The following is a 25,506-nucleotide window of genomic DNA, read 5'->3' on the forward strand; positions in this document are numbered from 1 at the left end:
GTGCTAATAGCGCCGAATAATGATTTTGTAAAAGAAGGAAAATAACAACAATGCAACTTGAAATTACATCGTTAGCTATTAATTTTGTTATAAATACAAGCCTCACTTGACTACTAAGGCGTTGGTTTTATGCATACTGATTCAGTTTTCTATACTATTTTTCTAATTTTTGCTGGCGCTGCGGTATTTTCAACGTTTGTATTATATACAAGACAATCACTGCTTGTGGCTTACATTCTACTAGGGGCTGCTTTAGGACCTTGGGGGCTTAAGTTAGTTAATAACGTTACTACTGTGCAGCAGGTAGGTGATATAGGCATTGTTTTTCTCTTATTTTTATTAGGGTTACATTTACAACCACAAAACCTTGTCCATATGCTTAGGAAAATTACCGGCATTGCCCTAGTAAGCTCTATTCTCTTTGCTCTAATTGCGTTTGGTATAGGTCGCTGGTTTGGTCTTAGTGTTGCGGAGTCCTGGATTTTAGGGGCTACTATGATGTTTTCCAGTACTATTATTGGACTAAAACTGCTTCCTACTACTATTTTGCATCACCAGCATACAGGCGAGGTCATGATAAGCGTCTTATTGATGCAAGACGTTATTGCTATTGTTGTGCTTATTTTAATTAATGGCGCACAACAAGGTGGTGGGCTTTCTTTAAATGATATTATTCTTGTAGGATTTGCATTACCTGCCTTAACTTTATTTGCTTTTACTGTTGAGCGCTATATCCTGGTTAAGCTATTAGCTCGGTTTGATAGAACGCAGGAATATGTATTTTTACTATCAATTGGTTGGTGTCTAGGTCTTTCCTTTTTAGCAGAGCAAATTGGTTTATCAGAAGACATAGGTGCTTTTGTTGCCGGGGTTGCTATCGCATCGAGTCCTATATCACTTTATATTGCTGAAAGCTTAAAACCCTTGAGAGATTTCTTTTTAGTTATGTTCTTTTTTTCAATTGGGGCTACATTCAATTTTAGCTTTGTTGCGCAAGTTGTTATTCCCGCGTGTTTGCTAGCTTTACTTATGTTATTGCTTAAGCCCTTGTTATTTCAGTATCTTCTTGTAAAATCAGGGGAAAAAAAGGTAGTCGCTAAGGAAGTTGGTTTACGGCTTGGTCAAGCGAGTGAATTTTCACTCTTAGTCGCTAGCATTGCCTTAAATACAAAATTAATTTCTGAGGTCGCAGCTAATTTAATTCAAGCCACTACCATTTTAACATTTATTGTTTCTTCTTATTTGGTAGTTTTAAAATACCCGACCCCCATTGCATTATCTGATAAAATGCGTAAGGACTAGCCATGAAATTATTAATTATTCTTATAAGCGTTTTAAGTGAACGGCATTTAATTCATGCTATTTCTGCGACACGTTTTAACTGGTTTTCTAATTATGTTGAAAATTTAACAGGCCGATTTCCGCAAGCTGGATTTATACAAAACCCATATATTGCTTTATTGCTTCTTATAGTACCTTTATTGTTGATTGTTTGGATCTTATTTGCTCTTATAGGTCATTTATTATTTGGCTTTTTAGGGTTTTTAATGAGTCTAGCTATTTTTTATTATTGTATAGGGCCAGAAAATCCTTTTTATCCAATGAGTGCACCTAATGATGAATTAGAAAATGAATTGGCAGCAGGAAATTACTTTGCTAAGGTTAATAACCAACTTTTTGGCATTATTTTTTGGTTTGTAGTTTTTGGCCCCTTGTTTGTACTTTTTTATCGTTTAGTGTCCTTATGCGTGCATTATGATATTACTAAGCGAGCTGCGCTACGCATATTGACCATTTTGGATTGGCCTACATCGCGGGTAACGTTAATGCTTTATCTTTTTGTAGGTAATTTTCAACAAGGATTTAACTATTATCAGCAGATGTTTTTATCATCGCCACAAAATAATGAAGCAATGCTAAGTACGGGTGGGTTGCTAGCTGCCCGTAGTCAGGAAGATGAGGTCATTACTTTAGCTTATGCGCAAAGTTTAGTAGAGCATGCGTTAGTTGTTTATTTGATTTTAATTGCGGTGTTTACTTTATCCATATGGTTATAACAGGAAAATTTTGACTATAATGAGTATACTTAAATGATTATTTTCATGCGTGGTGCATTAGTCCTTTTATTAATCTTCTTGTGTTCCTGTACACATTACCCCTTCGGGCAAAATAAGGCTTCTTCATGCAACCTTTGCAAAGTTGTTTGTGAGCACCGTGCAATAGCTTGTAATAAAATCTGTCGCAATAGCCCATCCCAATGTGCTGCGTTTAGAAAACAGTCTGTATCAGAAGCTTATCTCTATTATAGGCATGAGCAATATGTAAAAGGTGGGGAAATTATTCGTGATTTGAATTCTTACCGCGATCCACTACAATGCCGCAAAACAACTTGTAATTGTCGCGCAGATTATCGCATTTGTGTGCAGGCTTGTACCGGGGCAATTTCTAAGCAATTGCGATCAACTGTATGAGCGTGCCAATAAAGACTTAAGACGAGGAACACATTCATGGCGAGTGAAACATTTAATGATATTGATCCAACGGAAACACGTGAATGGCTGGATGCCTTGCAATCTGTATTAAAAAATGATGGTAGTGAAAGGGCAGCATTCTTATTAAAAGAATTGCAAAATCTGGCTAGTGCCCAAGGTATAAAGCTGACTAATACTGTTTGTACGCCTTATCAAAATACCATTAAGCCACATCAAGAAAAACTGATTCCGCCTGATGAGGGCGTTGGTAAACGAATTAGTGCCCTTATCCGGTGGAATGCGGTTGCTATGGTTTTGCGTGCCGGCAAATACGCACCTGAGCTTGGTGGGCATATCGCTTCCTATGCATCAGCAGCGACATTATACGAAGTGGGATTTAATTATTTTTTTAAAGGCGCTAATGGTGAGCATGGCGGTGATTTAATTTATACACAAGGCCATTCATCGACAGGAATTTATGCACGCGCCTTTCTAGAAGGTAGGCTGTCTGAACAGCAATTAGCTAATTTTAGGCAAGAAGTAGAACGAGATGGTTTATCATCCTACCCTCATCCGTGGTTGATGAATAATTTTTGGCAGTTTCCAACCGTATCAATGGGCCTTGGTCCTTTACAAGCTATCTACCAAGCCCGATTTCTTAAATATTTAGAAAACCGTGGCTTAATAAAAGCAGAAGGAAGGAAAGTCTGGGCATTTTTAGGTGACGGTGAAATGGATGAGCCAGAATCAGTTGGTGCTTTATCCATTGCTGCCAGAGAAAAATTAGATAATTTAATTTTTGTGGTTAACTGTAATTTACAACGTCTTGATGGCCCCGTGCGCGGTAATAGTAAAATTATTCAAGAATTGGAAGGGTTATTCCATGGCGCTGGTTGGAATGTCATTAAGGTCATTTGGGGCGGACGTTGGGATAATTTATTTGCTCGCGATAAAAATGGTCTCTTGTTAAAGCGTATGGAAGAATGTGTTGATGGTGATTATCAAGCTTATAAGGCACATGACGGCGCTTATGTTCGTGAGCATTTTTTTGGCCAGTATCCTGAGCTTAAAAAAATGGTTGAACACATGTCGGATGATGAAATTTGGCGTCTAAATCGTGGTGGTCACGATGCACAGAAGGTTTATGCTGCCTATGCACAAGCAGTAGAAAGCCAGGGCGCGCCAACCGTTGTTCTAGCAAAAACTATTAAAGGCTATGGCATGGGTGCGGCTGGTGAAGGCCAAAACATCACACATCAACAAAAGAAAATGTCAATTGAGCAATTACGCGCTTTCCGTGATCGATTTAGTATACCAATTAGCGATGATAAAATTACTGAAATTCCTTTTTATCGTCCAGCTGATGACAGCCCAGAATTACAATTCTTACGCAAGCAGCGCGAAGCGTTAGGTGGTTATTTGCCTAGCAGGACTACTGATTTTGAACCATTGAAAATTCCTGAGCTAGCTACATTCGATTCCCTATTAAAAAGCTCAGGCGACAGGGAAATTTCGACAACCATGGCGTTTGTGCGCATTCTAACCTTGCTATTAAAAGATAAAGAAATTGGTAAGCGAGTAGTGCCTATTGTCCCTGATGAATGTCGAACTTTTGGTATGGAAGGTTTATTCCGCCAAATTGGTATTTACTCGCCAGTAGGACAGCTTTATACACCTGTCGATCATGAGCAAGTAATGTATTATCGTGAAGCACGCGACGGGCAAATTCTAGAAGAGGGCATTAATGAAGCTGGCGCTTTTTGTTCATGGATTGCAGCGGCTACCTCTTACAGCTCGAATAAGTTACCTATGATTCCTTTTTACATTTATTATTCGATGTTTGGTTTTCAACGCATAGGTGATTTAGCGTGGGCTGCTGGTGATATGCAAGCGAGGGGATTTTTATTGGGAGGTACAGCTGGGCGTACTACGTTAGCTGGTGAAGGTTTACAACATCAAGATGGGCATAGTCATATATTAGCCTCTACAATTCCTAATTGCGTGACTTATGATCCAACTTATGCGTATGAGTTAGCTGTGATTATTCAAGACGGCTTGCGGCGTATGTATGCTGAGCAGGAAAATATTTTTTACTATATTACCGTTATGAATGAAAACTATACTCAACCTGATATGCCAAAGGGAGTAGAAGAGGGAATCCTTAAAGGTATGTATCGATTACCAAGTAAAAATAAGAAAAATAAAAAGAGTAAAGCACACTTGCAACTTTTAGGTAGTGGAACTATTTTGCGTGAAGTCATTGCTGCTGCCGAGTTACTACAAAATGATTATGATGTAACCGCTGATATTTGGAGTGTGACAAGCTTTAATGAGCTACGTCGGGATGGCTTGGCTGTAGAGCGCCACAATAGAATGCATCCTAACGAGGCTCAGCAGCAAAGTTATGTAGCACAGCAACTTGCTGATTGCCAAGGACCAGTCGTCGCTGCAACTGATTACATGCGCTTGTATGCTGATCAAATTAGACCTTTTGTACCTGCTTTATATAAAGTATTAGGTACCGATGGTTATGGCCGTAGTGACACACGTGCTCGTTTGAGGCACTTTTTTGAAGTAGATGCGAAGTTTATTGCCCTAGCTGCTTTAGAAGCATTAATAGAGCAAGGGAGTCTACCTAAGAGTGTGTTAAAAGATGCCTTAAAACGTTACAATATCAATCCAGATAAGCTGGATCCTGCAACACATTAATATAAAATCGTCCTTGAATTGTTTGCTCTAGTTACATAATAGCTAGGCAAACAATCGTAAATAGAGCTAGAACTGACATTAGGCTTATTGCCTATGGCTTGAGGATAAACATGGCAGATGAAATTAAAATAAAAGTTCCAGATATTGGTGGAGCGACCAACGTAGACGTTATTGAAATCTTAGTGCATCCTGGCGACGATATTGATATAAACACGTCACTGATTACTTTAGAATCAGACAAAGCAAGCATGGAAATTCCTGCGTCTCAAGCTGGAAAAGTAGGAGAAATTTTTGTAAAAGTCGGTGATAAAGTCAGTGAAGGTGATGTGATTTTAACATTATCTGAAGCATCATCTACTGCTGATAAAGATAAAGCAAGCCCTACCTCTGATAACGGTAATGCAGCTGAGCAAGAAGATAAAAACCCTGAGCAAAAAAATCACAAAGATGAACAAGCAGTGCCAGAGAAAAAAACGATAGAAGTATTAATTCCGGATATTGGCGGTGCAACGGATGTTGATGTGATTGAAGTGATGGTTAAAGCTGGCGATACTATCGAAAAAGAGCAAGCTTTAATTACCTTAGAGGGTGATAAAGCCACCATGGATATTCCTGCGCCTGCTGCAGGAAAGGTAGAAAAGGTTACTATAAAAGTTGGTGATAAAGTATCGCAAGGTGGTCTGATTTTAACGTTAAGCACCGAATCAGCCCAAGAAATTAAAGATACTAAAACGTCAACTGAACCACCATTGGCTAAAAGAGATTCTGCAGATACTAAAGAGGAGTTAGCATCTGAAAAAACAGTAGCATCTTCTTCTAAGCCAGACGAAGCCTCACCTACGGAAACTGCAGATGTGGTAGTTTCTGCTGGTCCTGCGGTAAGGCGAATGGCAAGAGAACTAGGTGTTCAATTAAGTCGGGTCAGAGGAAGCGGCCGGAAAGGTCGAGTAACTAAAGAAGATGTACAAGCTTATGTAAAATCTCAACTCACAGAAAAAACAAGTTCAGGCCAATTTTCGTTACCACAGGCGCCTGCTATTGATTTTAGTAAATTTGGCGACATCGAAGTAAAACCACTTAATAAAATAAAGCGCTTAACAGGCCAAAATGTTCATCGCTCTTGGCTGACAATTCCGCATGTCACCCAATTTGATGAGGCAGATATTACTGAATTAGAAGCTTTTCGAAAAGCTGAGTCAGAAGCTCTCAAAAACATGGGATATAAATTAACCATTTTAGCGTTTGTTACTAAAGTAGTCAGTAAAGCGTTAAGTACTTTTCCCCAATTTAACGCATCCTTGGATGAGAAGGGTGAAAACTTAATTTATAAAAAATACATCAATATTGGCATCGCGGTTGAAACACCTAATGGGCTAGTAGTGCCTGTAATAAAAGGTATCGATAAGCTATCTGTTGGCGATATTGCTAAGCAGATGGGTGAAATAAGTCAAAAAGCGCGAGAAAAAGGCATTACTCCAATGGACATGAGCGGTGGGTGCTTTACTATTTCTAGCTTAGGCGGCATTGGCGGTACTGCATTTACGCCTATTGTGAATAGTCCAGAAGTAGCTATTCTTGGTTTATCTCGCAGCTCAATCAAACCGATTTATGTAAATGGTGAATTTAAACCACGATTAATGTTACCGTTATCTCTTTCTTATGATCATCGGGTGATTGACGGTGCTGAAGCGGCACGCTTTACACGTTTTATAGCGGAACTACTTGGCGATATTCGGCGAACCATACTCTAGGTTTTCCAGCCATAGCATGTATTCGCTATTATACTAGACAATGTAGGATTGTTTTGAAATAACTAATTAATGAGGCCGTAATGAGTGAAAGTATTAAAGCAGACGTAGTCGTTATTGGAAGTGGCCCTGGCGGCTATACGGCGGCTTTTCGTGCTGCTGATTTGGGTAAGAAAGTTGTTTTAGTCGAACGCTACAAAAGCTTAGGCGGTGTATGTCTTAATGTAGGGTGTATTCCTTCAAAAGCACTTCTGCATATCGCTAAAGTCGTTGATGAAGCGCATGAAATGGCAACGCAGGGGGTTACCTTTGGCGAGCCTACCTTTGATAATCAGAAATTAGTTACTTGGAAAAATTCAGTCGTAGGCAAGTTAACGGGTGGTTTAAAGGCACTTGCTAAGCAGCGTAAGGTTGAAGTGATAACAGGTACTGCGCAATTTGCAGGACCCAATCAACTGTTAATTGATAATGAGCAAACCGTTGATTTTGAGAATGCTATTATTGCTGTTGGTAGTGAGTCAGTGAATTTACCATTTATTCCTGAAGACCCGCGCATTTTCAGTTCAACTGGTGCTTTGGAATTAGCAGACATCAAGGGTGATTTACTCGTTTTAGGTGGTGGCATTATTGGTTTAGAAATGGCTACTGTTTATGCGGCTCTAGGTGTCAAAGTAACTGTGGTTGAATTTATGGATCAACTCATCCCAGGCGCTGATGCTGATCTTATTAGCATATTACAAAAGCGCATGAGCAAAAAAGGCGTGAATTTCTTATTAAAAACTAAAGTCACGGCTATCGAGGCAAAAGAAGACGGCATTTATGTCAGCATGGAAGGAGAACATAAAACAGATTCGCCTTTGTGTTTCCAACAAGTATTAGTTTCTGTAGGCCGCAGACCAAATGGTAAAGCCATTGCTGCCGAAAAAGCGGGCGTGCATGTTGATGAGCGCGGTTTTATTCCTGTTGATAAACAAATGCGTACAAATGTATCTCATATTTTTGCCATTGGCGATGTTGTAGGCCAGCCTATGCTTGCTCATAAAGCTATACCAGAAGGCAAAGTTGCGGCCGAAGTGATTGCTGGTATGAAGCATGAGTTTGCGCCTAAATGTATTGCTAATGTCGCTTATACTGATCCCGAAGTCGCTTGGGCAGGGCTTACTGAAAAAGAAGCAAAAGAAAAGGGAATTGCTTATGAGAAAGGCACTTTCCCATGGGCAGCCAGTGGTAGAGCATTGAGCATGGGTCGGGAAGAAGGGATGACTAAGTTACTTTTCTGCCCAGAGACCAAGCGTATTTTAGGTGCAGGTATTGTGGGCCTAAGCGCTGGTGATTTAATTGCTGAAACGGCATTAGCGATTGAAATGGGCTGTGATGTAGAAGATATTGCTTTAACCATTCATCCTCATCCAACGCTATCTGAAACCGTAGGTCAAGCAGCAGAAGCATTTGAAGGCACTATTACCGATTTATATTTACCGAAGAAAAAGAAAAAATAGGACTTAAGTAAATGTGACAAATGTAGCCTGGGTGCAGGCCCATAGGGCCGAAACCCGGGTTTCATTTGCTTCATCCAAGCTACTTGCTAGAACTCAAAATTTAATGAAGAGTAGTTCTTGAATTACACTTCAATCAACCCCCTCGCCCGCGCTAGAAGTCTGATTAATGCGAGTATGTTGTTTGCGGGAGGGGGAGTTGACTGAGGTAAAATGAAAAACTCAGCAAGTAGCTTGAGGCAGGTTAGAAGGTCTAAAGCCCAGGCTGCACTTCGTTTCACTCAGGCTACATCAGTCTTCGTCAGAAATAGTTTAATAAAGAATTATTAATATTTACTCTGAAGCATTTTCATTGCAAACATAATCAGCTACATTTTTATTATCTCCTCTTAATTAATTATTAAAGGTAGCTATTTATGTTTACCGTTCGCTCAATGCAATTTAAGGATATTGATGAGGTTTATCACATTGAGTTAACAGGCCATCGAACGCCCTGGAGCCGTGATATTTTAAATGACTGTGTTTTGGTTGGTTATGATTGCTATGTTCTAGAGCAGGAAAAAAACAAGAAAATTGTGGGCTATATTATTTCTCGCCAGCATTTGACTGTTTATCATATTCTTAATCTATGCATTATACCGAGTATGCAGGGTAAAGGCTTAGGAAAGTATTTATTAAAAGCAATTATCGATAAATTAAATGGTAGTGCAGTTGATAGTATGATTCTTGAAGTAAGACCAAGCAATCAGCGAGCTATTTCTTTGTATCAACGTTTTGGGTTTCAGCTAGATTCAATTAAAAAAGACTATTATCAAGATACCAATAGCCAAGAAGATGCTTGGCTATTAAGAAAAGTTCTACAGCAGCCCCCAAGCTCTTAACTCATTTTATTTAAAAATTCTTGCAAATGAATTTTGTGAGGGTGACTTGCTAAATAGGTTTTTAATTGTTCAATGGCTTGTAGGTAATCTTCTTGCGTAAATACGCCGCGCATTAATTCAAAGCGCAAATAAATACAATAAGTATTAAGTACATCCGTCTCGCAATAATTGCGAATATTTTTTATATCGCCAGCAAGATAGGCATCAAATACTTTTGCGCCACTCATGCCCATTTTACCTGGAAACCCTAACATGCTAGCGAGTTCATCTAACGGCGCAAAGGCTTTATTTTGATAGGCTGCTAAAATATCCATTAAATCCAGATGGCGATAATGGAAACGGTTTAAATAATTGTTAAAGCGAAAGGTTTGTTGATTTTCACCATATTCCCAATAAGTAGGCGCACTGACACCATGTAATAAGGCTCTATAATGAAGGACAGGTAAATCAAAACCACTGCCATTCCAGGTAATTAATGTTGGAGTAAATTTATCAAGGCCTGTAAAAAAACGGGTAATTAATTCTTTTTCATCCGCTTGCTCATTACCTAAAGACCAGACCTTAAGCTGTTGCTCTTGGTTAATTACCAAGGAAATAGCAATTACTTTCTGTAAGTAATGAGGCAAAAAATCATGGCCAGTTTTTGCCTTTCGTAAAGCGAGCATTGCTGAGGCGGTATCCTCATCAGATAGCTCATCTAAGCCATATAATTTTCTACCTGCATCAAGATCAGGAATAGTTTCAATATCAAAGACTAAAATATTCAAGCAAAAACTCAATAAATAGAAGTAGTTATTATTTTTATAATGCGATTGTAACATGCTTCTATTTAGTTACAATACCGTGCTAAGCCTGTGTATTTCAGTTTTGTTTGCAGGCGGGAAAAGAAAGGTATTATCGTAATAGCTATTGATAGGGTATAGACATGGAAGTACCTAAACTAGGAATTTTTTATAAAAGTGTTTTATTTCAGCTGCTTTTTTGCTACTAATACGCCTATTCTAAAATTAACTGTGAAATCTAAATGGGTTTTCTGCGCCTTTTATTAATAAGCTTGTTTTTTTTATTGTCCTCTTGTGTCACTAAGCCACCTAGGGATGTAGACAACCTTTGCCATATATTTAAACAATACCCCGATTGGTATGTTGCTGCGAAAGGGGTCGCTTATCGATGGAAAGTACCTATTTCTGTTCAAATGGCAATTATTCACCAAGAATCAAAATTTGATGGTAGAGCTAGACCTAAGCGGCAAAAACTATTATGGGTTATCCCGTGGAAAAGACCTTCTAGTGCTTATGGCTATACCCAAGCCTTACGCACCACCTGGAAAGTGTATAAGAAAAGTAAAGATGGTCGCCGCTGGTCATCGCGTAATGATTTTAATGATGCCGTTGATTTTATTGGTTGGTACGTAAACCAAGCCCATATTCGGGCAGGAATCCGGCGCAATGATGCTTATAATCTTTATTTAGCTTATCATGAAGGCATTGGCGGCTATCAGCGTCAAACCTATTTAAAAAAACCTTGGTTAATTCAGGTAGCAAAAAAAGTAAATTTACGCACGCAAGTGTATCATACGCAATTAATGCGTTGTCGATAATTAAAGATTATTCTACATTTGCCGAGTACAAAGAACTACTAAGTATTTAATCACTATGTAATACGTAAGTAGTTAAGTTTATATTCATTAAAATGGGTCTTGATAGGTTAGTAGACAGTCGATTTAAGTTTTAATTAGGAGCATCATTAATGCGTTTAATGTTATTAGGTAGTCCCGGCGCTGGCAAAGGTACTCAGGCCCTTAAGCTAAGAGAATATTTTAATATACCGCAAATCTCTACTGGGGACATGCTACGCTCTGCTATTGCATCAGGAACAGCAGTGGGTAAAAATGCGAAAGCAATTATGGACGCAGGTAAATTAGTTCCAGATGAAATTATTATAAGCTTAGTTAAAGAACGACTAACCGCAGAGGACTGCCATAATGGTTTTTTATTTGATGGTTTTCCAAGAACTATTCCGCAGGCAGACGCTTTAAGAAAAGCGAATATTAAGCTAGATCATGTGATTGAAATTACAGTTCCTGACAGTGAAATTATGAATCGATTAGGTGGTCGACGCGTTCACGTTGCTTCTGGACGGGTTTATCATATTAAATTTAATCCACCCAAAATTGCAGGTTTCGACGATATTACAGGTGAACCCCTAATTCATCGAGATGATGATAAAGAAGAGACTATTGCTAAGCGTTTAGAAGTTTATCATCAACAGACAGAGCCATTGGTCAACTATTATGAAAAATGGGCAGAAACTAAGACGACAGGTGCACCACAATTTCATCGTGTAAGCGGCCTTGGTGATACTGATATGATTTTTAAAAGCATTATTGCAGCTATTAATAAAAATAAAGCAATAAAGGATAATGTGACATGCTAAAAGCAGCTATTAATGCACAAGAGTTGGAAGTGCTTATTAAGCAAAATGACCTTGTTTTAGTTGACTTTTGGGCCGATTGGTGTGCTCCATGTAAACAATTTGCTACGGTGTACGAACGTATGGCTCAGCAAAACCCTGATCTTGTTTTTGCTAAAATAGATGTAGCACAGGAAACAGAGTTGGCTCAAGCTTTTCACATACGCTCAATACCTCATTTAATGATTTTTAAACAAGGTATAGTTATTTACTCAGATTCAGGAAGCCTGCCTGAATCTTCGTTAGCAGAGTTAATTAAACAGGCTATTGCGGCTGATGTAAAAAGTATTCGCGAGGCAATTGATAAAGATGACGGTAGTTAATCTTTTCCTAAAAGATAATTAGCTAATTTTTCTGTTGCCACTGAGTCAAAATTAATCCCTAGTTTAGTACGGCGCCATAGCAAATCATCAACTTGGATAACCCATTCTTGCTCGCGTAGGTAATCTACTTCTCTTTGAAACAAGCCATGGCCAAAGTTTAACCCAAGATCACTTAACTGATTACAATGAGCCAGAATTAATTCTAGCCTGGTGCCATAAGTTTTTAGCAAGCGCTTTAAGATATCATCTGCGAGCCATGAATATTTTTTATGAGCATACTGAACATAGTCTTGATAAGATAAATTATGAAAAACAGCGCCTGGCAACGGTGTTTTATGGGTGATGGAATGGCTTAAGTGTGGAAAAACAGTTTTTAACTGATTGACTGCTTCGCGTGCTAATTGTCTATAAGTAGTAATTTTACCCCCATAAATGGTGACGGCAGGCGCAGGCAGAGAAGTATAGTGATACGTATAATCTCTACTGATAGCTTGTGGTGACTCTCCTGGTTCAGCAATTAAGGGCCTGACACCACTCCAGCTAAATAAGATATCGTTGTTCGTTAATGGTTGATTAAAATAAAGACTAATTAAGTTAAGCAAATAATCTATTTCTTCAGGAGAAATACTGACTTGATTTAAGTCGCCTTTAAATGGAACATCGGTCGTGCCAATTAAGGAATAGTGGTGGTAAGGAATGACAAAGACGATACGTTTATCATTGTTTTGCAATAAATAAGCCTGATTGCCCTCATATAGTTTGCGCACCACAAGGTGGCTACCTTTGATTAAAGACATTTGATAGCGGGTATCTAATCCTAATAAATGATTAATAGACGCTACCCAGGGCCCTGTAGCATTAACAAGGGAACGAGCTTGGCAGGTAGTAAACTGACCTTGCTGATCGCAAAGCTGTAAATGCCACGTGTTATTTTTTACCGAAGCGTCTGTTAAGGCTGTATAAGAATGAATTTCAGCACCATATTCTTTAGCTTGTAAGGCATTAACTAGGGTCAGCCGCGCATCGTCTGTGTTGCAATCATAAAATAAAAAACCTTTGGTTAAGTTTTGCTTCAGTGGAGAAAAATAAAGAGATGAAGGGGCGCGCTTAATGAGCTTACTTTTAGGTAATTTATTTTTACGGCTTAAGTTGTCATAAAGAAATAACCCTGCGCGTAATAGCCACATAGGACGCATAGAGGGTAGATAAGGCAAGACAAAAGGCAAGGGATCAATAAGGTGAGGCGCTAAAGATAATAACGTTTGTCTTTCATCTAGTGCTTTTTTTACTAAGGAAAAATCATAATACTCAAGGTATCTTAATCCACCATGAATCAATTTACTGCTGCTCGATGAGGTTTTGGAAGCAATATCATCTTTTTCTATTAAGATAACTGATAAACCTCGAAGCGCTGCATCTGCTGCAATGCCACAGCCATTAATTCCACCACCTATCACAGCGAGATCAAAAAACTTAGTCATGTTTTTGCCTTGCTAAAAAGTATGTAAAATCAATTAATACTACCTTCATATTGAGGAAATAGAAAGAAATGCAAAAATATCTTTTAGCCATTGATCAAGGGACAAGTAGTACACGAGCTATTATCTACACGCATTTAGGGCAAGAAATAGCAATTAGCCAATATGACCTGACACAATTTTATCCACACGCAGGTTGGGTAGAACATTGCCCTGAAGAGATTTGGTCAAAGACTTTAAAGGCAATAAACGATGTAATAGCTCAGATTGATGTAAAAAAATTAGTTGCATGTGGTATTACCAATCAACGGGAAACAACGCTCATTTGGGATAAAGAGACAGGCAAATGTTTATATCCTGCCATCGTTTGGCAAGATAGACGAACAGAGGAATTTTGCTCTTCTTTAGATAAAGAAATGATAAAGAAAAAAACCGGCCTGCTACCAGACTCTTATTTTTCAGCGAGTAAATTACATTGGCTTTTGCAACACTGTCCAGAAGCTAAAACGCTTGCGGCTCAAAATCAACTTGCTTTTGGTACAATTGATAGCTTTTTGATTTGGCGCTTTACTCAAGGCAAAGTACATGCCACCGATGTTACCAATGCCTCAAGAACACTTTTGTTTAATATTTTTAAACAAGAATGGGATAAGGAATTGCTTACTCTTTTTGGCGTTAATCCCAGTGTTTTGCCTGAAGTTAAAGCGTGCGATGCTTACTTTGGTGAAATTGATCAAGGGCTATTTGGTTTTTCTATACCTATTACCGGCGTTGCAGGGGATCAGCAAGCCGCATTGATTGGTCAACGCGGCCTAGATGAGGGTATGATTAAAGCTACCTATGGCACCGGCGCTTTTTTATTAATGAACACAGGCTCCCGTCCCATAAGCTCAAATAATTTGCTTACCACGGTGGCTTATAAGATTAAAGATAATTTGGCCTATGGACTTGAGGGCAGCATTTATCAAGCTGGCACGACCATTAAATGGCTACGCGATGAAATGAAGCTACTTGCAAGTGCGGCCGAATCAGAAGAGCTCGCAGCAAGTTTAGCGGATAATGAAGGTGTTTATTTAATACCTGCCTTTAATGGTTTAGGTGCACCTTATTGGCTAGCATCAAGCGGTGCTTTAATAGTAGGGCTAACTCGAAAAAGCAATCGTGCACATTTTGCGCGCGCAGCACTTGAAAGTGTGTGTTATCAAACCAAACAGATTCTGCAATGTATGCAGCAAGAAAGTAATATCATTATCAAAATTCTTCGCGTTGATGGCGGCATGACAGTCAATCAATGGCTTTTGCAGTTTTTAGCATCTCAATGCCAAGTAACAGTACAGCGGCCAAAAAATATTGAAACAACCGCACAGGGGGCGGCATTACTTGCAGCAATAGGATGCGGGGAATTGAGTTCAATTAACGCTTTAAAAGCAAGTTGGCAATGCGAGCAAGAGTTTTTACCCGAGAATAAGCAAATCCAAATAGAAAGCAATTTTGCAGGCTGGCTACATGCCATTAACATGCTGATAGCTAATAGTGGCTAAATAATCTTGATTAATTATATTTTAGTAATTATGAGCTAAAATTAGAATAAGCTTAATTATAGGGTTTAGATAACCTATTAATTTTAAGGAAAATACAGCGAATGCGATGGCGAATTAGGCTTCTAAACTTATTATTTTCTTATTGCTTAATGGTATCTACAAGCCTAGCGGATATTAGAGTAGGCACTTTATTTTTCTACCCTCCTTTTGTTTTATCGAATGATAGTGGCTTTGATATACAATTAATTAAGACTATTTGCCAAAATATAAATCAAAAATGCATTATGGTGCCCATGGATTATTACAGCTTATTCTCAGCACTTAATACTGGTAAAATTGATATAGCTGTTGGTGGTATTACTATCTCGAAAAAGCTTAAAGAGACTTATATTTTTAGTTTGCCTTATATGCTCAGCAAAGGGCAATTTATTGTGCAAAAAGGCTCAGCTTATAAATCAGTTAATGATTTAAAAGGGAAAACAGTTGGCATATTAATGACTGAGGAAAAGCAAGGCGCTTATTATAATTATTTACTTGAGAATTTTCCCGGCTTATTTGTCATTCAACAATTTGATGACATTGAGGATTTAATGACATCGCTTAATGAGAACGAGATTTCTGCTGCTTTTTTAAATTATCTTAGCGCAAGCTATTGGGTTATGAGTTCTGCTAGCCAATTACAGAATCTAGATGCGGCAACGCCCTTAGGCGAAGGTATTGGTATTATGTCTATTCCTAATAATGCTAATTTAATTGACGAGATTAATGGCCAGTTATTGCAAATGGAAAAAGATGGCAGTTATTTAAAATTATATAATATGTATATTCCAACCTTCTAATTTTTAAAAACTAGCTATCCTAATTAAATCTCTCCCATGTAAATGAAGCGAAGTAAAGGGACTTAATAAAGAAGTCTTCAATTTATAACTATGCTTGTATGCAAATTTAAGTTAAATTGATTATATTCTTACAAAAGGCCTTGGAATGGAGCGCTAGCCTTTATGAAAGTTGCGTGGTTGTTTTGCCCTTTTTTAAGTTTGTTTTTGCTTAGCAGTGTTGCTTTTTCAGAAACTGCTAATGAAGAGCAAGTAGCAAGCTCAACTGCAAACGAAAAAACGATACTTGAAAAAAGAGTACGTGAAAAAAATAAAACAAAGCATTACAGCAATATTGTCAATTTATATCACCCAAATTATATTTTGCCCTACTATAGAACTGGAAGGCCTTATCAATCTATTTATTGGGAAGCAACGCCTAATAATCAATTTATTATGCAAGATGAATTGAAGGCTCAAATTAGTTTCTTAGTGCCATTAATTCATCATTTACTTGACTATAAACCCCTTTCGCTTAATTTTGCTTATACCCAGCTTATGTATTGGCAAGTATACGCTGATTCGCAATATTTTCGTGAAACCAATTATGAACCTGAATTTTTTATAGAAAATTATTTTAATCCCTATATAGCTACGCAAATTGGAATTAACCATCAATCAAATGGGCGCGGCGGGGTATTGGAGCGTAGCTGGAACCGAGTTATTTTACAGTTACAATTTTCAGGAACAAGGTGGCTTGCCCATATTCGTGGTTGGGCCTTAATTGATCAAGCAAAATCCAGTGATCTTCATAATCCTAACATTGCTTATTATTTGGGTTATGAAAACCTGTTATTTTCTTATAAATTTTCTAGTTTAAAGGCGAGTATTGAGGCGCAAAATATTGCCAGTGGGCTTAAACGAGGTTTTGTACAAGTCACGTTATCTTATCCATTATTAAAAGCCCTTTCGATTTATGGCCAGTTTTTCAGTGGTTATGGTCAAAGTTTAATTGAATATGATCATAGAACAACTAGCTTTGGTATTGGGGTGGCCTTAAATGATTGGATGAATTAATAGACAATGAAAGGACTGAGGTTTGGTTTAAGGTGCAGTTTTTATCCAAGCTCGCAGTACTTCAGCCACACTCCAAGCTTGAGCTACACAGCCTCTGGGTGTGTAAGGCTCCATAGCATCGAACACTTCACTAATTGAGCCTACGCCTGAATCTTCTAAATGCTGCTCAAAGCTTAATAAAAATTGGCGCGCTTTTATGCGTTGTTTGGGATAAGCTTTAATCCATGCATCAATAAAGGGTCCAATTAACCAAGCCCAAACAGTACCTTGATGATAAGCTGCATCCCGCACACGTAAGCTACCGTCATAATATGGTTTATAATCAGGGTGGTTAGGGGCTAATGAACGTAACCCATAGGGTGTAAGTAACTCTTTTTGACAAATTTTAATCACCTTTAGCCAGCGATTTTTTTCTAACACGGGGTATTTTAAAGAAATAGCAAATAACTGATTGGGCCTTAATGCATCATCATTTCCTATTTCACCTTCTATAACATCATAAAGATAACCTTTATTGGTAAGCCAAAATTTTTGATTAAAGGATTGGTAAACATGATGGGCAAGTTCCTGATAGTGTTGGCTAGCGCGTGTATCGCTATTTTGAGTCCATTCGGCCATTAATTTTAGCGCGTTATACCATAACGCATTAATTTCAACGGCTTTACCCCGTCTAGGGGTCACTACCCAATCACCCACTTTGGCATCCATCCAGGTTAATTGATAGCCTTCTTGGCCTTGCTTGATTAAACAATCGTTTGCATCCATGCCGATATTAAAGTGCGTACCGCGTTCATGAAACTGAATAATTTTTTTTAAAGTAGGTAAAAAATAAGGTAGTTCAGAGTAATTCTGGGTCAAGTCAAGGTAGCGATCAAGAGCATGAAAAAACCATAAAGTGGCATCTGCTGTGTGATATAGGCCTTCGTGAATACCTTCGGGGAACATATTGGGGATTAATCCGTCTTTCACATAATGGCAAAATGTTTTTAAAATCCACAATCCTTCTTTATGCCGGCCGGTACATAAAGTCAATCCTTCGAGAGAAATCATTGTATCGCGCCCCCAATCCGTAAACCAATGATACCCGGCAATGATAGTATAGGCTTCATTGCCTTCAGCGCGTGCACGAACGGCATCTGCAAAACGGCTTAAAGGCGTGATAATAAATTTGTCGGCAGCAAGTATGAGTTCAGCTCCCATTTCGTTTTGAGCTTCGGGTTGTGCTAATGATAGAAGGTGCCTGCGGCGTGCAAGCTCAGCTGGTAATGCATCTTCAGGTTTAAGGGCAGTGATAGTTTCCCATTTCTCGGTTGATGCGACCAGGGTTGCACCATATCCTTTCTGTAACTCTAAATTAAAGTAACCAGGTGTCCAAAGTTGACCTAAACATTCATAACCAAGCATCTCTTCCATTCTAAAATAAGCGTCTGGAATATGATTTTCTTGTAAAACAAATTTAACATTTTGGCCATGTAAAAAGAGACGAAGAGGGGGATGATTGTCAAAGGTAATTTCATAACGATTTTCAATGGCTAAAATTTGATAAGGCGCTGGGTTATGTTTACTTACTGGCGCTTCATGGGGTCTAAAGTTAAATGACGGTTGGATATTTAAATATACATTGTCACAGCCACTGATTAACTTATAAGTAATTTGTATCGTATTTTGTTGATAAATAAGAATAATTCTTTTTTCAATAATAATATCATTAATATGATACCGCCAAACGGGTAAACCATAATCTAAATAAAATTCTTGTAAGTAACTCATACCAGTTAAGGAAATATTGCCATTACTGCGCTCATCACAGCTGATTATGAACGTCTGTCCATCTGCAGTAATTACTTCTTCATGTAGATGGTTTAGCATAATCGTTCTACCATAAGGCGGTGGTAATGCTGCAACTAGATAACCATGGTATTTGCGCGTTGTTATTCCGGCTACGGAGTTAGAAGCATAACCGCCTAAGCCATTAGTAATGAGCCATTCGCCACGTAATAGGCGAGCAGCATTATTTAATGGTGTTTCATCTGTTTTATATTCGATGATGCGATGATGTCTTATAATTTGCTTCATATTAACTCTTTCAAATTTAAAACAATGGCGCAATAACCAGGAATATACCAATTACCTTTATCATTAGGACGAACAGTCCCGTGGCCGCCATAATTCGGATCTTCGCTAGACCAATATAAGTTCCATACACAATTAGCAGGTGGCGCTAATAAAGGTTCTGGTGCTGGATCTAAGTATAAATCAGCACCTAAATTTATGAGCATCAATCGTTCATCTTCTTCGCCAAAGAAACGAATGACAAATGCGTGACTTGATAAGACAGCGCCATCTATTTTTTTAGGCGTGTGACTATTAAATACCTGATCATTTTTCCTAAGTTTAATTAAATCTTTATGTAGCTGATACCAAGTATTGTTAGTTTTACATTCGGTTAAATCTAATTTACTTTTCATGAAAGTTTCTTTATCAATCGGATTAGGTAAGGAGGCGCGTATTTTAGGTGTGCGCAAACTAGGAAATTGTTTAAAAAACTCAAGCCGCCCTAAATAAACTTGTTTGGCAATTTCTGGTTTATGATCAGCAAAATAATTAAATGGACTTGAGGTAGCGAATTCTTGCCCTTGAAACAGTAAAGGCGTTTGTGGAGAAAGTATTAAAAAGGCAGTCATGGCACGCAATAAGCCTGGGTTTGCTTTGCGATGTAGTCTTTCACCATAAACAGAGTTTGCGATTTGATCGTGGTTTTCTAAAAAATTAATAAAACAGCTGGGATTAAGGTTAAATGTTGCTTTGCCCCGTGTTTTTTTCTGCCAGCGATACCATTGTCCTTGATATAAAAAGCTATATTTACTAATCGAAATGAACTCTTGTGGAGATCCTTTATAATCAGTGAAGTAAGCTTCGCGTTTGCCGGTTATTAATACTTTGGCAGTATGATGAAAATCATCATTCCAGAGCGCATCAAAACCTAAGCCACCATTATCAATGGGGCGTAAATAATCGCTATTTTGTGGTTCATTTTCAGCAATCAAATAAAGAGAGCGATGTGGTGCTTTACTGCGAATAGCTTGACCAATTTCTTGTAGAATATGTGGCTTAGAGTCATCATAAATATTTTGTGAAGCGTCCACTCTTAAGCCATCGAAGTGATATTCGTCTATCCAATAAGTGGCATTTGCTAAAAAATAATTTCTTACCTCACTTGCATCGTTATCAAAATTAATCGCTTCGCCCCAATCGGTGGTGTGTTTAGTAGAAAAATAGCTATCGGAAAATTGCCTTAAATAATTGCCATCTGGCCCTAAGTGGTTATAAACAATGTCTAAGATTACACCCATATTTAATTCATGAGCTCGATTTATAAAATGACGTAGATCATCTGGTTTACCGTAAGTATGCATAGGCGCAAATAAATCAACACCATCATAACCCCAACCAAATTCACCAGCAAATTCTGCAATAGGCATCATTTCAATAACGGTAATTCCTAAATCAGCTAAGTAGTCTAAATGTTGTGCTGCGCTAAGCCATGTGCCTTCTTGGGTAAACGTTCCTATATGCATTTCATAAATAATGGCATCTTCTTTTTTAATGCCTTTCCAGTTTTGATCTGTCCATTTAAATGAGTTAGGATCAACGACTTGTGAGGCTTGATGTGGGCCTGCTGGCTGATAGCGTGAAGCGGGATCAGGGTATAAATTAGGATCATCATCTAATTGAAAACTATATAAATCACCTGCTTTAACGTTTTTTACTAGTTTCTGAAAGTAACCAGTTTTTTCCGCAGTCATTGCAATTGGTGCGTTATCCCTATTTTTTAAAATAAGGTTTACTTTTTTTCTTTTTGGAGCCCAAACTCTAAAGTGTACATCCCCATTAATGACTTCAGCTCCAATTGGCATTCGCCGCCAGCTTAAAGATTTTTTTTGCGCCATTGATATCCTTATCATAAATTGTAGTGCCTAATCTTATAGCTTACGTTTAGTGACATAAGGCCTCTTTATAGCCTTTATGTAGTACTTACATTAAGTATAATCTTCATTTTATAAGAAAATCTAATACTTAGGAGCTTTATTGAGCATAGTTCTATAAATAGAAAAAAATCTAAAAATAGATTATACTTAGGAAAGAAGCTGAGGAAAGCTATGAAAACATCAACTCATAAAGCCATTGTAGTGTCTAACCAGGTAGCCTGGAAAGCGCTTAAAAACCTAATTGAGCGCTTTAATTTTACTAAAGAAGAGGCGCTTAAATTAATGGGTGATATGAAAGTTTCTTCCTACTACAAAGGTATCAATAAATTTGAAGGTAATTTAGATAGAGATGAGAAAGAGCGGATTTCATTACTATTGGGGATTTATAAAGACTTAAGAATTTTATTTATAGATAGTGCACAAGCAATGACTTGGATTAATCGAGAAAATAAGTTACCACCATTTAATGGCATCACACCTAAGCAGTACATGCTGGAAGGCAGTTTAATTCGCTTAGCTGAAGTGAGACGATTTTTAGATTTTTGGCGAGGGTAATTATTAGATGTTTAATTACAGGGAGTTTAAAGAAAAAACTCATAGGTTAATACCATCTAGGTTTCCGCCTATCAATCTTTTTGACTGGGCAGAATCACCTGAGGAACTGGAAGAACTTGCTTTATTAGAGGGGATGACCAACGATCGTTTAGCAACAGAGTATGGGCATATTTTTTTAGTTGAAAAAGAAGATTGGGTAAGCGGCGCTGGTTCAACGCCACTTATGGCAGCTTTTACCCATTTTGGTGTATCTCGCTTTAGTGACGGCACATCCTATGGTATTTATTATGCAGGTGACTGTATACAAACTGCGATTGCAGAAACAAGATTTCATCGAGAACAATTTTTAGTTGCCTCTAATGAGCCTCCGTGTATTATCCAGATGCGTGATTACACCGCCTTTATAACTAAAGAATTAGTCGATATTTCTCCGAGCACCTATCAAGAATACCTAAATCCTGACATCAATTCTTACCCTTTAAGTCAAGAATTTGGTCGGCAAATTAAATTAAAAAAAGAGTGGGGGATTTTATACCCCAGTGTGCGTAATCAAAATGCTTACTGTGTGGCCATTTTTAGACCGCCTGCCTTAACTATTCCCGTGCAGGCTGGTCATTATGATTATATATGGAATGGAAATTCCATTTTTGAAATAAGAAAATCCATTAAATATTAATGAAGATCGTTATGCATGCGTTTTTTATGTGAACCTTTTTGTTTGATCATTTTCCATAAAAAAGCTAGCACAGCTAAACGCATTGAATTTCTCGCCCATCGCATCATCGTAACCTCCAGTGTTAGCGATATCAGCTCAATGAACTGATATAAGTTATAAGTCCTCCTTAAAAAAATAGGTGAGGATTACTAAAATTGCAAACCAGCTGCATAAGATCTTTAAGACTTCAGATCAATCTTTAAGGCTAAGAATAGAAAGTTGGTGTAATTGCTGGTGTTTCGACAATTATAGGCTCAGGTAAACTTAAATTGCTTTTAGCAAAAAGTGGCTGAAAAGTGCGTACCTCTTCATTTATTTTACTTTCCTCATGAGAAAGCATGTTTTTAGGGGTTGCCTCTAATAAGTTTTCCGACATGTGCGTATAACTATCAACTAATTCATAGTCTGGTTTATGATCATCCATATTAGCGGTAATCCAACAGTTTAAAGCTTGAATGCCAATGACTAAACTAAGGATTGCGGAGCCAGTTAAAATGGCAAAACCGGCTAAGGGAAACAGCATACTACAGGTTACAGATAGGGCAGTAATGAGACTAACAGCAGTCATCAAAGCGGCATATTGTAAATAATTTGATTGGTAATTTGCTGAGTAATCACTGCTTTTTGGAGAAAATTTTAGTTTGTGAAATTCGGCAACACACCAAAATAGATTACTGCTAGCAAATAGCCAAGCTGCTGGAATGGCTATAAAGGGTGAACTTATCGCTACAAAAAAGCAAATTGTAGCTGTTAGGCCTAAATAAGCTGCATATTTATGTTGGGTATTAAAAGAGGCAAAGCCATACCAAAAGTCTTTATGTTTAATAGATTCAGGATTAACAAGGCTTGCGACTAACCAAAGAAGGTAGCCAATTAAATAACAAGCTGATGAAAAAATATTGGTAATAACCGAAAATAAATAAAAGGGCAAATATTGTACTTTTGCAGCTAGAAAGCCTGTTAAGAAAAAGAAGCTACTAGCTTTATTTAAGTGTTTTCCGTAACTCACTTATCATTTTCCTGTCATAAAAGATTCATTAATTTATAATAACTTTAGCTTTTGAATCCCGCAAGAAAGCAATGATGATTTGTTTAAATCATTTGAGAAATGTAGGGGCTAGGGATTTTTTTGTAGCCTGGGTGTAAGTCCGCAAGGACTGCAACCTGGGTTTCGCTGCGCTGCACCCAGGCTATGGGTGGGCTTAAAGATGATAATTGATTTAAATTATTGGTAAAATATACAAATTACAGTATCGACATAGCCAATTGATTTTCATTGAGATCATCTCCAATTAGATTAAGCGCGTTAAATATCACACCACCTTCTTTTATTGCATTTTGTACCCAAAACTGAAAGCCATACCAGTTATTGCAAGTTGCTAGTTGATCTCGTAATTTTCCAAAGGATTTTATATGAGCGCTGCCAGAAGGTAATAAATCTAAGATAACATTGATGTCTTGGACTACACTATTTTGGCTAGCATGTAGATTGCGAAAAAGAGCGCGATGCATGTAATTAGATAATAGCAAAGCTAATCCGTAAGACACGGAAGGAAGTGATGCAATAGTAAAAAATAGCTTGCTTAGCAAGAGAGTATCGCTCGCGGCCTCATGTTTACATCTTTCATGTCTAGGCACACTGCACAGATAATAACATGTCCATAACGTTACTCCAGTAAGAAGAGCTGCAAACGTAAATTGTTTTATTTTTAAAAAGTGATTTTTTTCGAGCGCTTTTGTTATGCTGTCTACGAGGGAGAGCCAACCTCTTTCGCTATTAATCTGAGTTACCATAAAACTATTTAAATCTTTAAATGATTGCTCTAATTCAACTATTTTTCTGCGCACTAATTTATAATGGCAATTTGATTCATATTTAGTGATTCCATCCCTAAAAAGGGTGAAGAGATTAGTTGAGTGGTATTTCTGAGCCTCTTTTTTGATGAGATCATAGTTTTTTTGTTGGTTATCAGACTGCGCTAAGGTATAAAATAAAAACTCTTTTAAACTGTGTTGGGAGCTCACATACTTTTGCAGGGCAGTGATATCTTGCTGTATCCTGTGAGTAGATGGAATAATTGGATTGTCTCTTAAACGCTGTAGTTGCTTAAGTAAATGGCTAAGCTGTTCTTTAGTAAGTTTGTTTTGGCCAATATGCTGTATAACATTTGATAACTGGTCATCATAGTCATAATAAGGAAGGCAGTAAGTTAGTTCATCAAGCTTATCTGTATTGGCTGCGAAAAGTTGCCATTGTTGCAAGGGTAAATCACAAAATAATACCTGGCCATTATGTTCTCTAAAGCAAGCTGCTGGAAGCAGTTGCCCTATGAGATAGTAGAATTGATTCAGGCATTGCAATATATTCTGTAAAGCCAATTTTTTTATTGGCTTCATGGTTAAACAATAGCGATGCAACGCCAATTCAACAGGCGTCATGTGCTCATAACGTGCCTCTTTGACATTCAGCAATGCTATAGCAGGGTTGTTCTGCTCTAATTCGGCCTTTAAAAGCCATTGAAATGAATCATAATCACAGCGATCTACTAATATATGCCAACAAGAAATGCCATCTTTATCTCTATCCTGAGTCGCTGCACCAAGACGGTATAATAATTCAATAAGCGATTTTTCCCTTGACTGACAAGCATATAAAAATGGCGTCCTTCCTATTTTACAACGAGAATCCAAGCTAGCTCCATTTTTATACAACCATTCTATCAGCTGAAGATCGCAGCTTTTATTTTTCCAAAAGCCACATGCAAGCATCAAAGGGGTGAAGCCATCAATTCTTGTAGGTTGATTGATGTACTGCACCAATGATTCATTTGTAAAAGATTCCTTTATTTTTTCCAAAAACTCAATAGCAAATTTTATATGACATACAGAAACTAAGTGTAAAATAGTAAAGCCTGATAAGTCAGCAAGGAAAATGCTATCAGGTGCATGGTTTTTAAATACTTCTAATAAGTAAAAGACAATTCTTTTCCCTGCTTCTGAAATAGGGGTTTGCAAGGAAATTTGCTTAAGAGCGTAAAATAAGAACGTTTCACCATCATCATTCTTGAAAGACAAATAGTTTGGACCTTTTTCTAAAATACGATTTATAGTTTGGTGAATTTGCGCTTCGTTTTTGTTATCAATGGCTGTAAATAAAAGTTGCACTGTGACTTCTAATTCGTTTTGCATATTACACCTTTAGCTAATCAATTATTATTGTTATCTTTATCTATCTA

21 protein-coding genes are annotated in these 25,506 nt (G+C 37.7%); 15 read left to right on the forward strand and 6 right to left on the reverse strand.

Going from position 1 to position 25,506, the window contains the following annotated elements:
- Positions 1-129 precede the first annotated feature (129 nt).
- From DYE47_RS06440 to rimI, 7 genes are all read left to right on the forward strand, one after another.
- Positions 130-1,302, forward strand: a complete 1,173-nt coding sequence (locus tag DYE47_RS06440) for a cation:proton antiporter (RefSeq protein WP_115302482.1) — start codon at positions 130-132, stop codon at positions 1,300-1,302.
- Positions 1,303-1,304: 2 nt separating this feature from the next.
- Positions 1,305-2,057 (forward strand): hypothetical protein, encoded by a 753-nt coding sequence (locus tag DYE47_RS06445; RefSeq protein ID WP_115302483.1) that lies wholly within the window; start codon positions 1,305-1,307, stop codon positions 2,055-2,057.
- Positions 2,058-2,090: 33 nt separating this feature from the next.
- Complete coding sequence (locus DYE47_RS06450) at positions 2,091-2,471, forward strand: hypothetical protein (RefSeq protein WP_115302484.1); 381 nt, start codon at positions 2,091-2,093, stop codon at positions 2,469-2,471.
- A gap of 36 nt (positions 2,472-2,507) precedes the next feature.
- Positions 2,508-5,180: a pyruvate dehydrogenase (acetyl-transferring), homodimeric type gene (aceE, locus tag DYE47_RS06455; RefSeq protein WP_115302485.1), complete on the forward strand. Its 2,673-nt coding sequence runs from the start codon at positions 2,508-2,510 to the stop codon at positions 5,178-5,180.
- A gap of 110 nt (positions 5,181-5,290) precedes the next feature.
- Positions 5,291-6,931, forward strand: a complete 1,641-nt coding sequence (aceF, locus tag DYE47_RS06460; protein WP_115302486.1) for a dihydrolipoyllysine-residue acetyltransferase — start codon at positions 5,291-5,293, stop codon at positions 6,929-6,931.
- A gap of 80 nt (positions 6,932-7,011) precedes the next feature.
- The gene (lpdA, locus tag DYE47_RS06465; RefSeq protein ID WP_115302487.1) at positions 7,012-8,427 is read left to right on the forward strand and encodes a dihydrolipoyl dehydrogenase; all 1,416 of its coding nucleotides are present in this window, start codon (positions 7,012-7,014) and stop codon (positions 8,425-8,427) included.
- 413 nt (positions 8,428-8,840) lie between these two features.
- Positions 8,841-9,305 carry a ribosomal protein S18-alanine N-acetyltransferase gene (gene rimI, locus DYE47_RS06470; protein WP_242604167.1) on the forward strand — a complete coding sequence of 155 codons (465 nt, stop codon included), beginning with the start codon at positions 8,841-8,843 and terminating at the stop codon, positions 9,303-9,305.
- Here rimI and DYE47_RS06475 read toward each other — a convergent pair.
- Positions 9,302-10,072: a 3'-5' exonuclease gene (locus DYE47_RS06475; protein ID WP_115304030.1), complete on the reverse strand. Its 771-nt coding sequence runs from the start codon at positions 10,070-10,072 to the stop codon at positions 9,302-9,304. The genes rimI and DYE47_RS06475 overlap by 4 nt on opposite strands.
- A gap of 257 nt (positions 10,073-10,329) precedes the next feature.
- Between DYE47_RS06475 and DYE47_RS06480 the strand changes: the two genes are divergently transcribed.
- The 3 genes from DYE47_RS06480 to DYE47_RS06490 all read left to right on the forward strand — a co-directional run bounded on the left by DYE47_RS06480 (position 10,330) and on the right by DYE47_RS06490 (position 12,100).
- Positions 10,330-10,905: a transglycosylase SLT domain-containing protein gene (locus DYE47_RS06480; protein WP_115302488.1), complete on the forward strand. Its 576-nt coding sequence runs from the start codon at positions 10,330-10,332 to the stop codon at positions 10,903-10,905.
- Positions 10,906-11,054: 149 nt separating this feature from the next.
- The gene (adk, locus tag DYE47_RS06485) at positions 11,055-11,741 is read left to right on the forward strand and encodes an adenylate kinase (protein ID WP_115302489.1); all 687 of its coding nucleotides are present in this window, start codon (positions 11,055-11,057) and stop codon (positions 11,739-11,741) included.
- A complete protein-coding gene (locus tag DYE47_RS06490) occupies positions 11,735-12,100 on the forward strand; it encodes a thioredoxin family protein (protein ID WP_115302490.1) in 366 nt (121 codons plus the stop codon). The genes adk and DYE47_RS06490 overlap by 7 nt, the downstream gene beginning before the upstream one ends.
- Here DYE47_RS06490 and glpD read toward each other — a convergent pair.
- Positions 12,097-13,581 (reverse strand): glycerol-3-phosphate dehydrogenase, encoded by a 1,485-nt coding sequence (gene glpD / locus DYE47_RS06495; RefSeq protein ID WP_115302491.1) that lies wholly within the window; start codon positions 13,579-13,581, stop codon positions 12,097-12,099. The genes DYE47_RS06490 and glpD overlap by 4 nt on opposite strands.
- A gap of 68 nt (positions 13,582-13,649) precedes the next feature.
- Here glpD and glpK point away from each other — a divergent pair, with 68 nt between their 5' ends.
- The 3 genes from glpK (at position 13,650) to DYE47_RS06510 (ending at position 17,011) form a co-directional block, all read left to right on the forward strand.
- A complete protein-coding gene (gene glpK / locus DYE47_RS06500; protein ID WP_115302492.1) occupies positions 13,650-15,119 on the forward strand; it encodes a glycerol kinase GlpK in 1,470 nt (489 codons plus the stop codon).
- Between the two features lie 101 nt (positions 15,120-15,220).
- Complete coding sequence (locus DYE47_RS06505; protein WP_115302493.1) at positions 15,221-15,958, forward strand: transporter substrate-binding domain-containing protein; 738 nt, start codon at positions 15,221-15,223, stop codon at positions 15,956-15,958.
- Between the two features lie 162 nt (positions 15,959-16,120).
- A complete protein-coding gene (locus DYE47_RS06510; protein ID WP_115302494.1) occupies positions 16,121-17,011 on the forward strand; it encodes a phospholipase A in 891 nt (296 codons plus the stop codon).
- 27 nt (positions 17,012-17,038) lie between these two features.
- On the opposite strand, the gene DYE47_RS06515 is transcribed toward DYE47_RS06510, so the two are convergent.
- Complete coding sequence (locus DYE47_RS06515) at positions 17,039-19,087, reverse strand: amylo-alpha-1,6-glucosidase (protein WP_115302495.1); 2,049 nt, start codon at positions 19,085-19,087, stop codon at positions 17,039-17,041.
- Positions 19,084-20,961, reverse strand: a complete 1,878-nt coding sequence (treZ, locus tag DYE47_RS06520) for a malto-oligosyltrehalose trehalohydrolase (protein ID WP_115302496.1) — start codon at positions 20,959-20,961, stop codon at positions 19,084-19,086. Before treZ ends, DYE47_RS06515 begins: the two co-directional genes overlap by 4 nt.
- Positions 20,962-21,171: 210 nt before the next feature.
- Here treZ and DYE47_RS06525 point away from each other — a divergent pair, with 210 nt between their 5' ends.
- Positions 21,172-21,555 carry an antitoxin Xre-like helix-turn-helix domain-containing protein gene (locus tag DYE47_RS06525; protein ID WP_115302497.1) on the forward strand — a complete coding sequence of 128 codons (384 nt, stop codon included), beginning with the start codon at positions 21,172-21,174 and terminating at the stop codon, positions 21,553-21,555.
- A 7-nt stretch (positions 21,556-21,562) separates the two neighbouring features.
- Positions 21,563-22,231 carry an RES family NAD+ phosphorylase gene (locus DYE47_RS06530; RefSeq protein ID WP_115302498.1) on the forward strand — a complete coding sequence of 223 codons (669 nt, stop codon included), beginning with the start codon at positions 21,563-21,565 and terminating at the stop codon, positions 22,229-22,231.
- Between the two features lie 244 nt (positions 22,232-22,475).
- Here the strand turns inward: DYE47_RS06530 and DYE47_RS06535 are convergent, their stop codons facing one another.
- Together DYE47_RS06535 and DYE47_RS06540 are read right to left on the reverse strand one after the other, a co-directional pair.
- The gene (locus DYE47_RS06535; protein ID WP_115302499.1) at positions 22,476-23,279 is read right to left on the reverse strand and encodes a hypothetical protein; all 804 of its coding nucleotides are present in this window, start codon (positions 23,277-23,279) and stop codon (positions 22,476-22,478) included.
- 236 nt (positions 23,280-23,515) lie between these two features.
- Positions 23,516-25,459: an ankyrin repeat domain-containing protein gene (locus DYE47_RS06540; protein WP_115302500.1), complete on the reverse strand. Its 1,944-nt coding sequence runs from the start codon at positions 25,457-25,459 to the stop codon at positions 23,516-23,518.
- Between the last annotated feature and the right edge of the window lie 47 nt (positions 25,460-25,506).

It is taken from the genome of Legionella beliardensis (assembly GCF_900452395.1).
In the GTDB taxonomy this organism is placed as follows: Bacteria; Pseudomonadota; Gammaproteobacteria; order Legionellales; family Legionellaceae; genus Legionella_C; species Legionella_C beliardensis.

What these genes read in the sequence shown, in the direction of transcription:
- DYE47_RS06440 (WP_115302482.1), top strand. Translation starts at nt 130, where the DNA reads ATGCATACTGATTCAGTTTTCTATACTATTTTTCTAATTTTTGCTGGC.
- DYE47_RS06445 (WP_115302483.1), top strand. Translation starts at nt 1,305, where the DNA reads ATGAAATTATTAATTATTCTTATAAGCGTTTTAAGTGAACGGCATTTA.
- DYE47_RS06450 (WP_115302484.1), top strand. Translation starts at nt 2,091, where the DNA reads ATGATTATTTTCATGCGTGGTGCATTAGTCCTTTTATTAATCTTCTTG.
- aceE (WP_115302485.1), top strand. Translation starts at nt 2,508, where the DNA reads ATGGCGAGTGAAACATTTAATGATATTGATCCAACGGAAACACGTGAA.
- aceF (WP_115302486.1), top strand. Translation starts at nt 5,291, where the DNA reads ATGGCAGATGAAATTAAAATAAAAGTTCCAGATATTGGTGGAGCGACC.
- lpdA (WP_115302487.1), top strand. Translation starts at nt 7,012, where the DNA reads ATGAGTGAAAGTATTAAAGCAGACGTAGTCGTTATTGGAAGTGGCCCT.
- rimI (WP_242604167.1), top strand. Translation starts at nt 8,841, where the DNA reads ATGTTTACCGTTCGCTCAATGCAATTTAAGGATATTGATGAGGTTTAT.
- DYE47_RS06480 (WP_115302488.1), top strand. Translation starts at nt 10,330, where the DNA reads ATGGGTTTTCTGCGCCTTTTATTAATAAGCTTGTTTTTTTTATTGTCC.
- adk (WP_115302489.1), top strand. Translation starts at nt 11,055, where the DNA reads ATGCGTTTAATGTTATTAGGTAGTCCCGGCGCTGGCAAAGGTACTCAG.
- DYE47_RS06490 (WP_115302490.1), top strand. Translation starts at nt 11,735, where the DNA reads ATGCTAAAAGCAGCTATTAATGCACAAGAGTTGGAAGTGCTTATTAAG.
- glpD (WP_115302491.1), bottom strand. Translation starts at nt 13,581, where the DNA reads ATGACTAAGTTTTTTGATCTCGCTGTGATAGGTGGTGGAATTAATGGC.
- glpK (WP_115302492.1), top strand. Translation starts at nt 13,650, where the DNA reads ATGCAAAAATATCTTTTAGCCATTGATCAAGGGACAAGTAGTACACGA.
- DYE47_RS06505 (WP_115302493.1), top strand. Translation starts at nt 15,221, where the DNA reads ATGCGATGGCGAATTAGGCTTCTAAACTTATTATTTTCTTATTGCTTA.
- DYE47_RS06510 (WP_115302494.1), top strand. Translation starts at nt 16,121, where the DNA reads ATGAAAGTTGCGTGGTTGTTTTGCCCTTTTTTAAGTTTGTTTTTGCTT.
- DYE47_RS06515 (WP_115302495.1), bottom strand. Translation starts at nt 19,087, where the DNA reads ATGAAGCAAATTATAAGACATCATCGCATCATCGAATATAAAACAGAT.
- treZ (WP_115302496.1), bottom strand. Translation starts at nt 20,961, where the DNA reads ATGGCGCAAAAAAAATCTTTAAGCTGGCGGCGAATGCCAATTGGAGCT.
- DYE47_RS06525 (WP_115302497.1), top strand. Translation starts at nt 21,172, where the DNA reads ATGAAAACATCAACTCATAAAGCCATTGTAGTGTCTAACCAGGTAGCC.
- DYE47_RS06530 (WP_115302498.1), top strand. Translation starts at nt 21,563, where the DNA reads ATGTTTAATTACAGGGAGTTTAAAGAAAAAACTCATAGGTTAATACCA.
- DYE47_RS06540 (WP_115302500.1), bottom strand. Translation starts at nt 25,459, where the DNA reads ATGCAAAACGAATTAGAAGTCACAGTGCAACTTTTATTTACAGCCATT.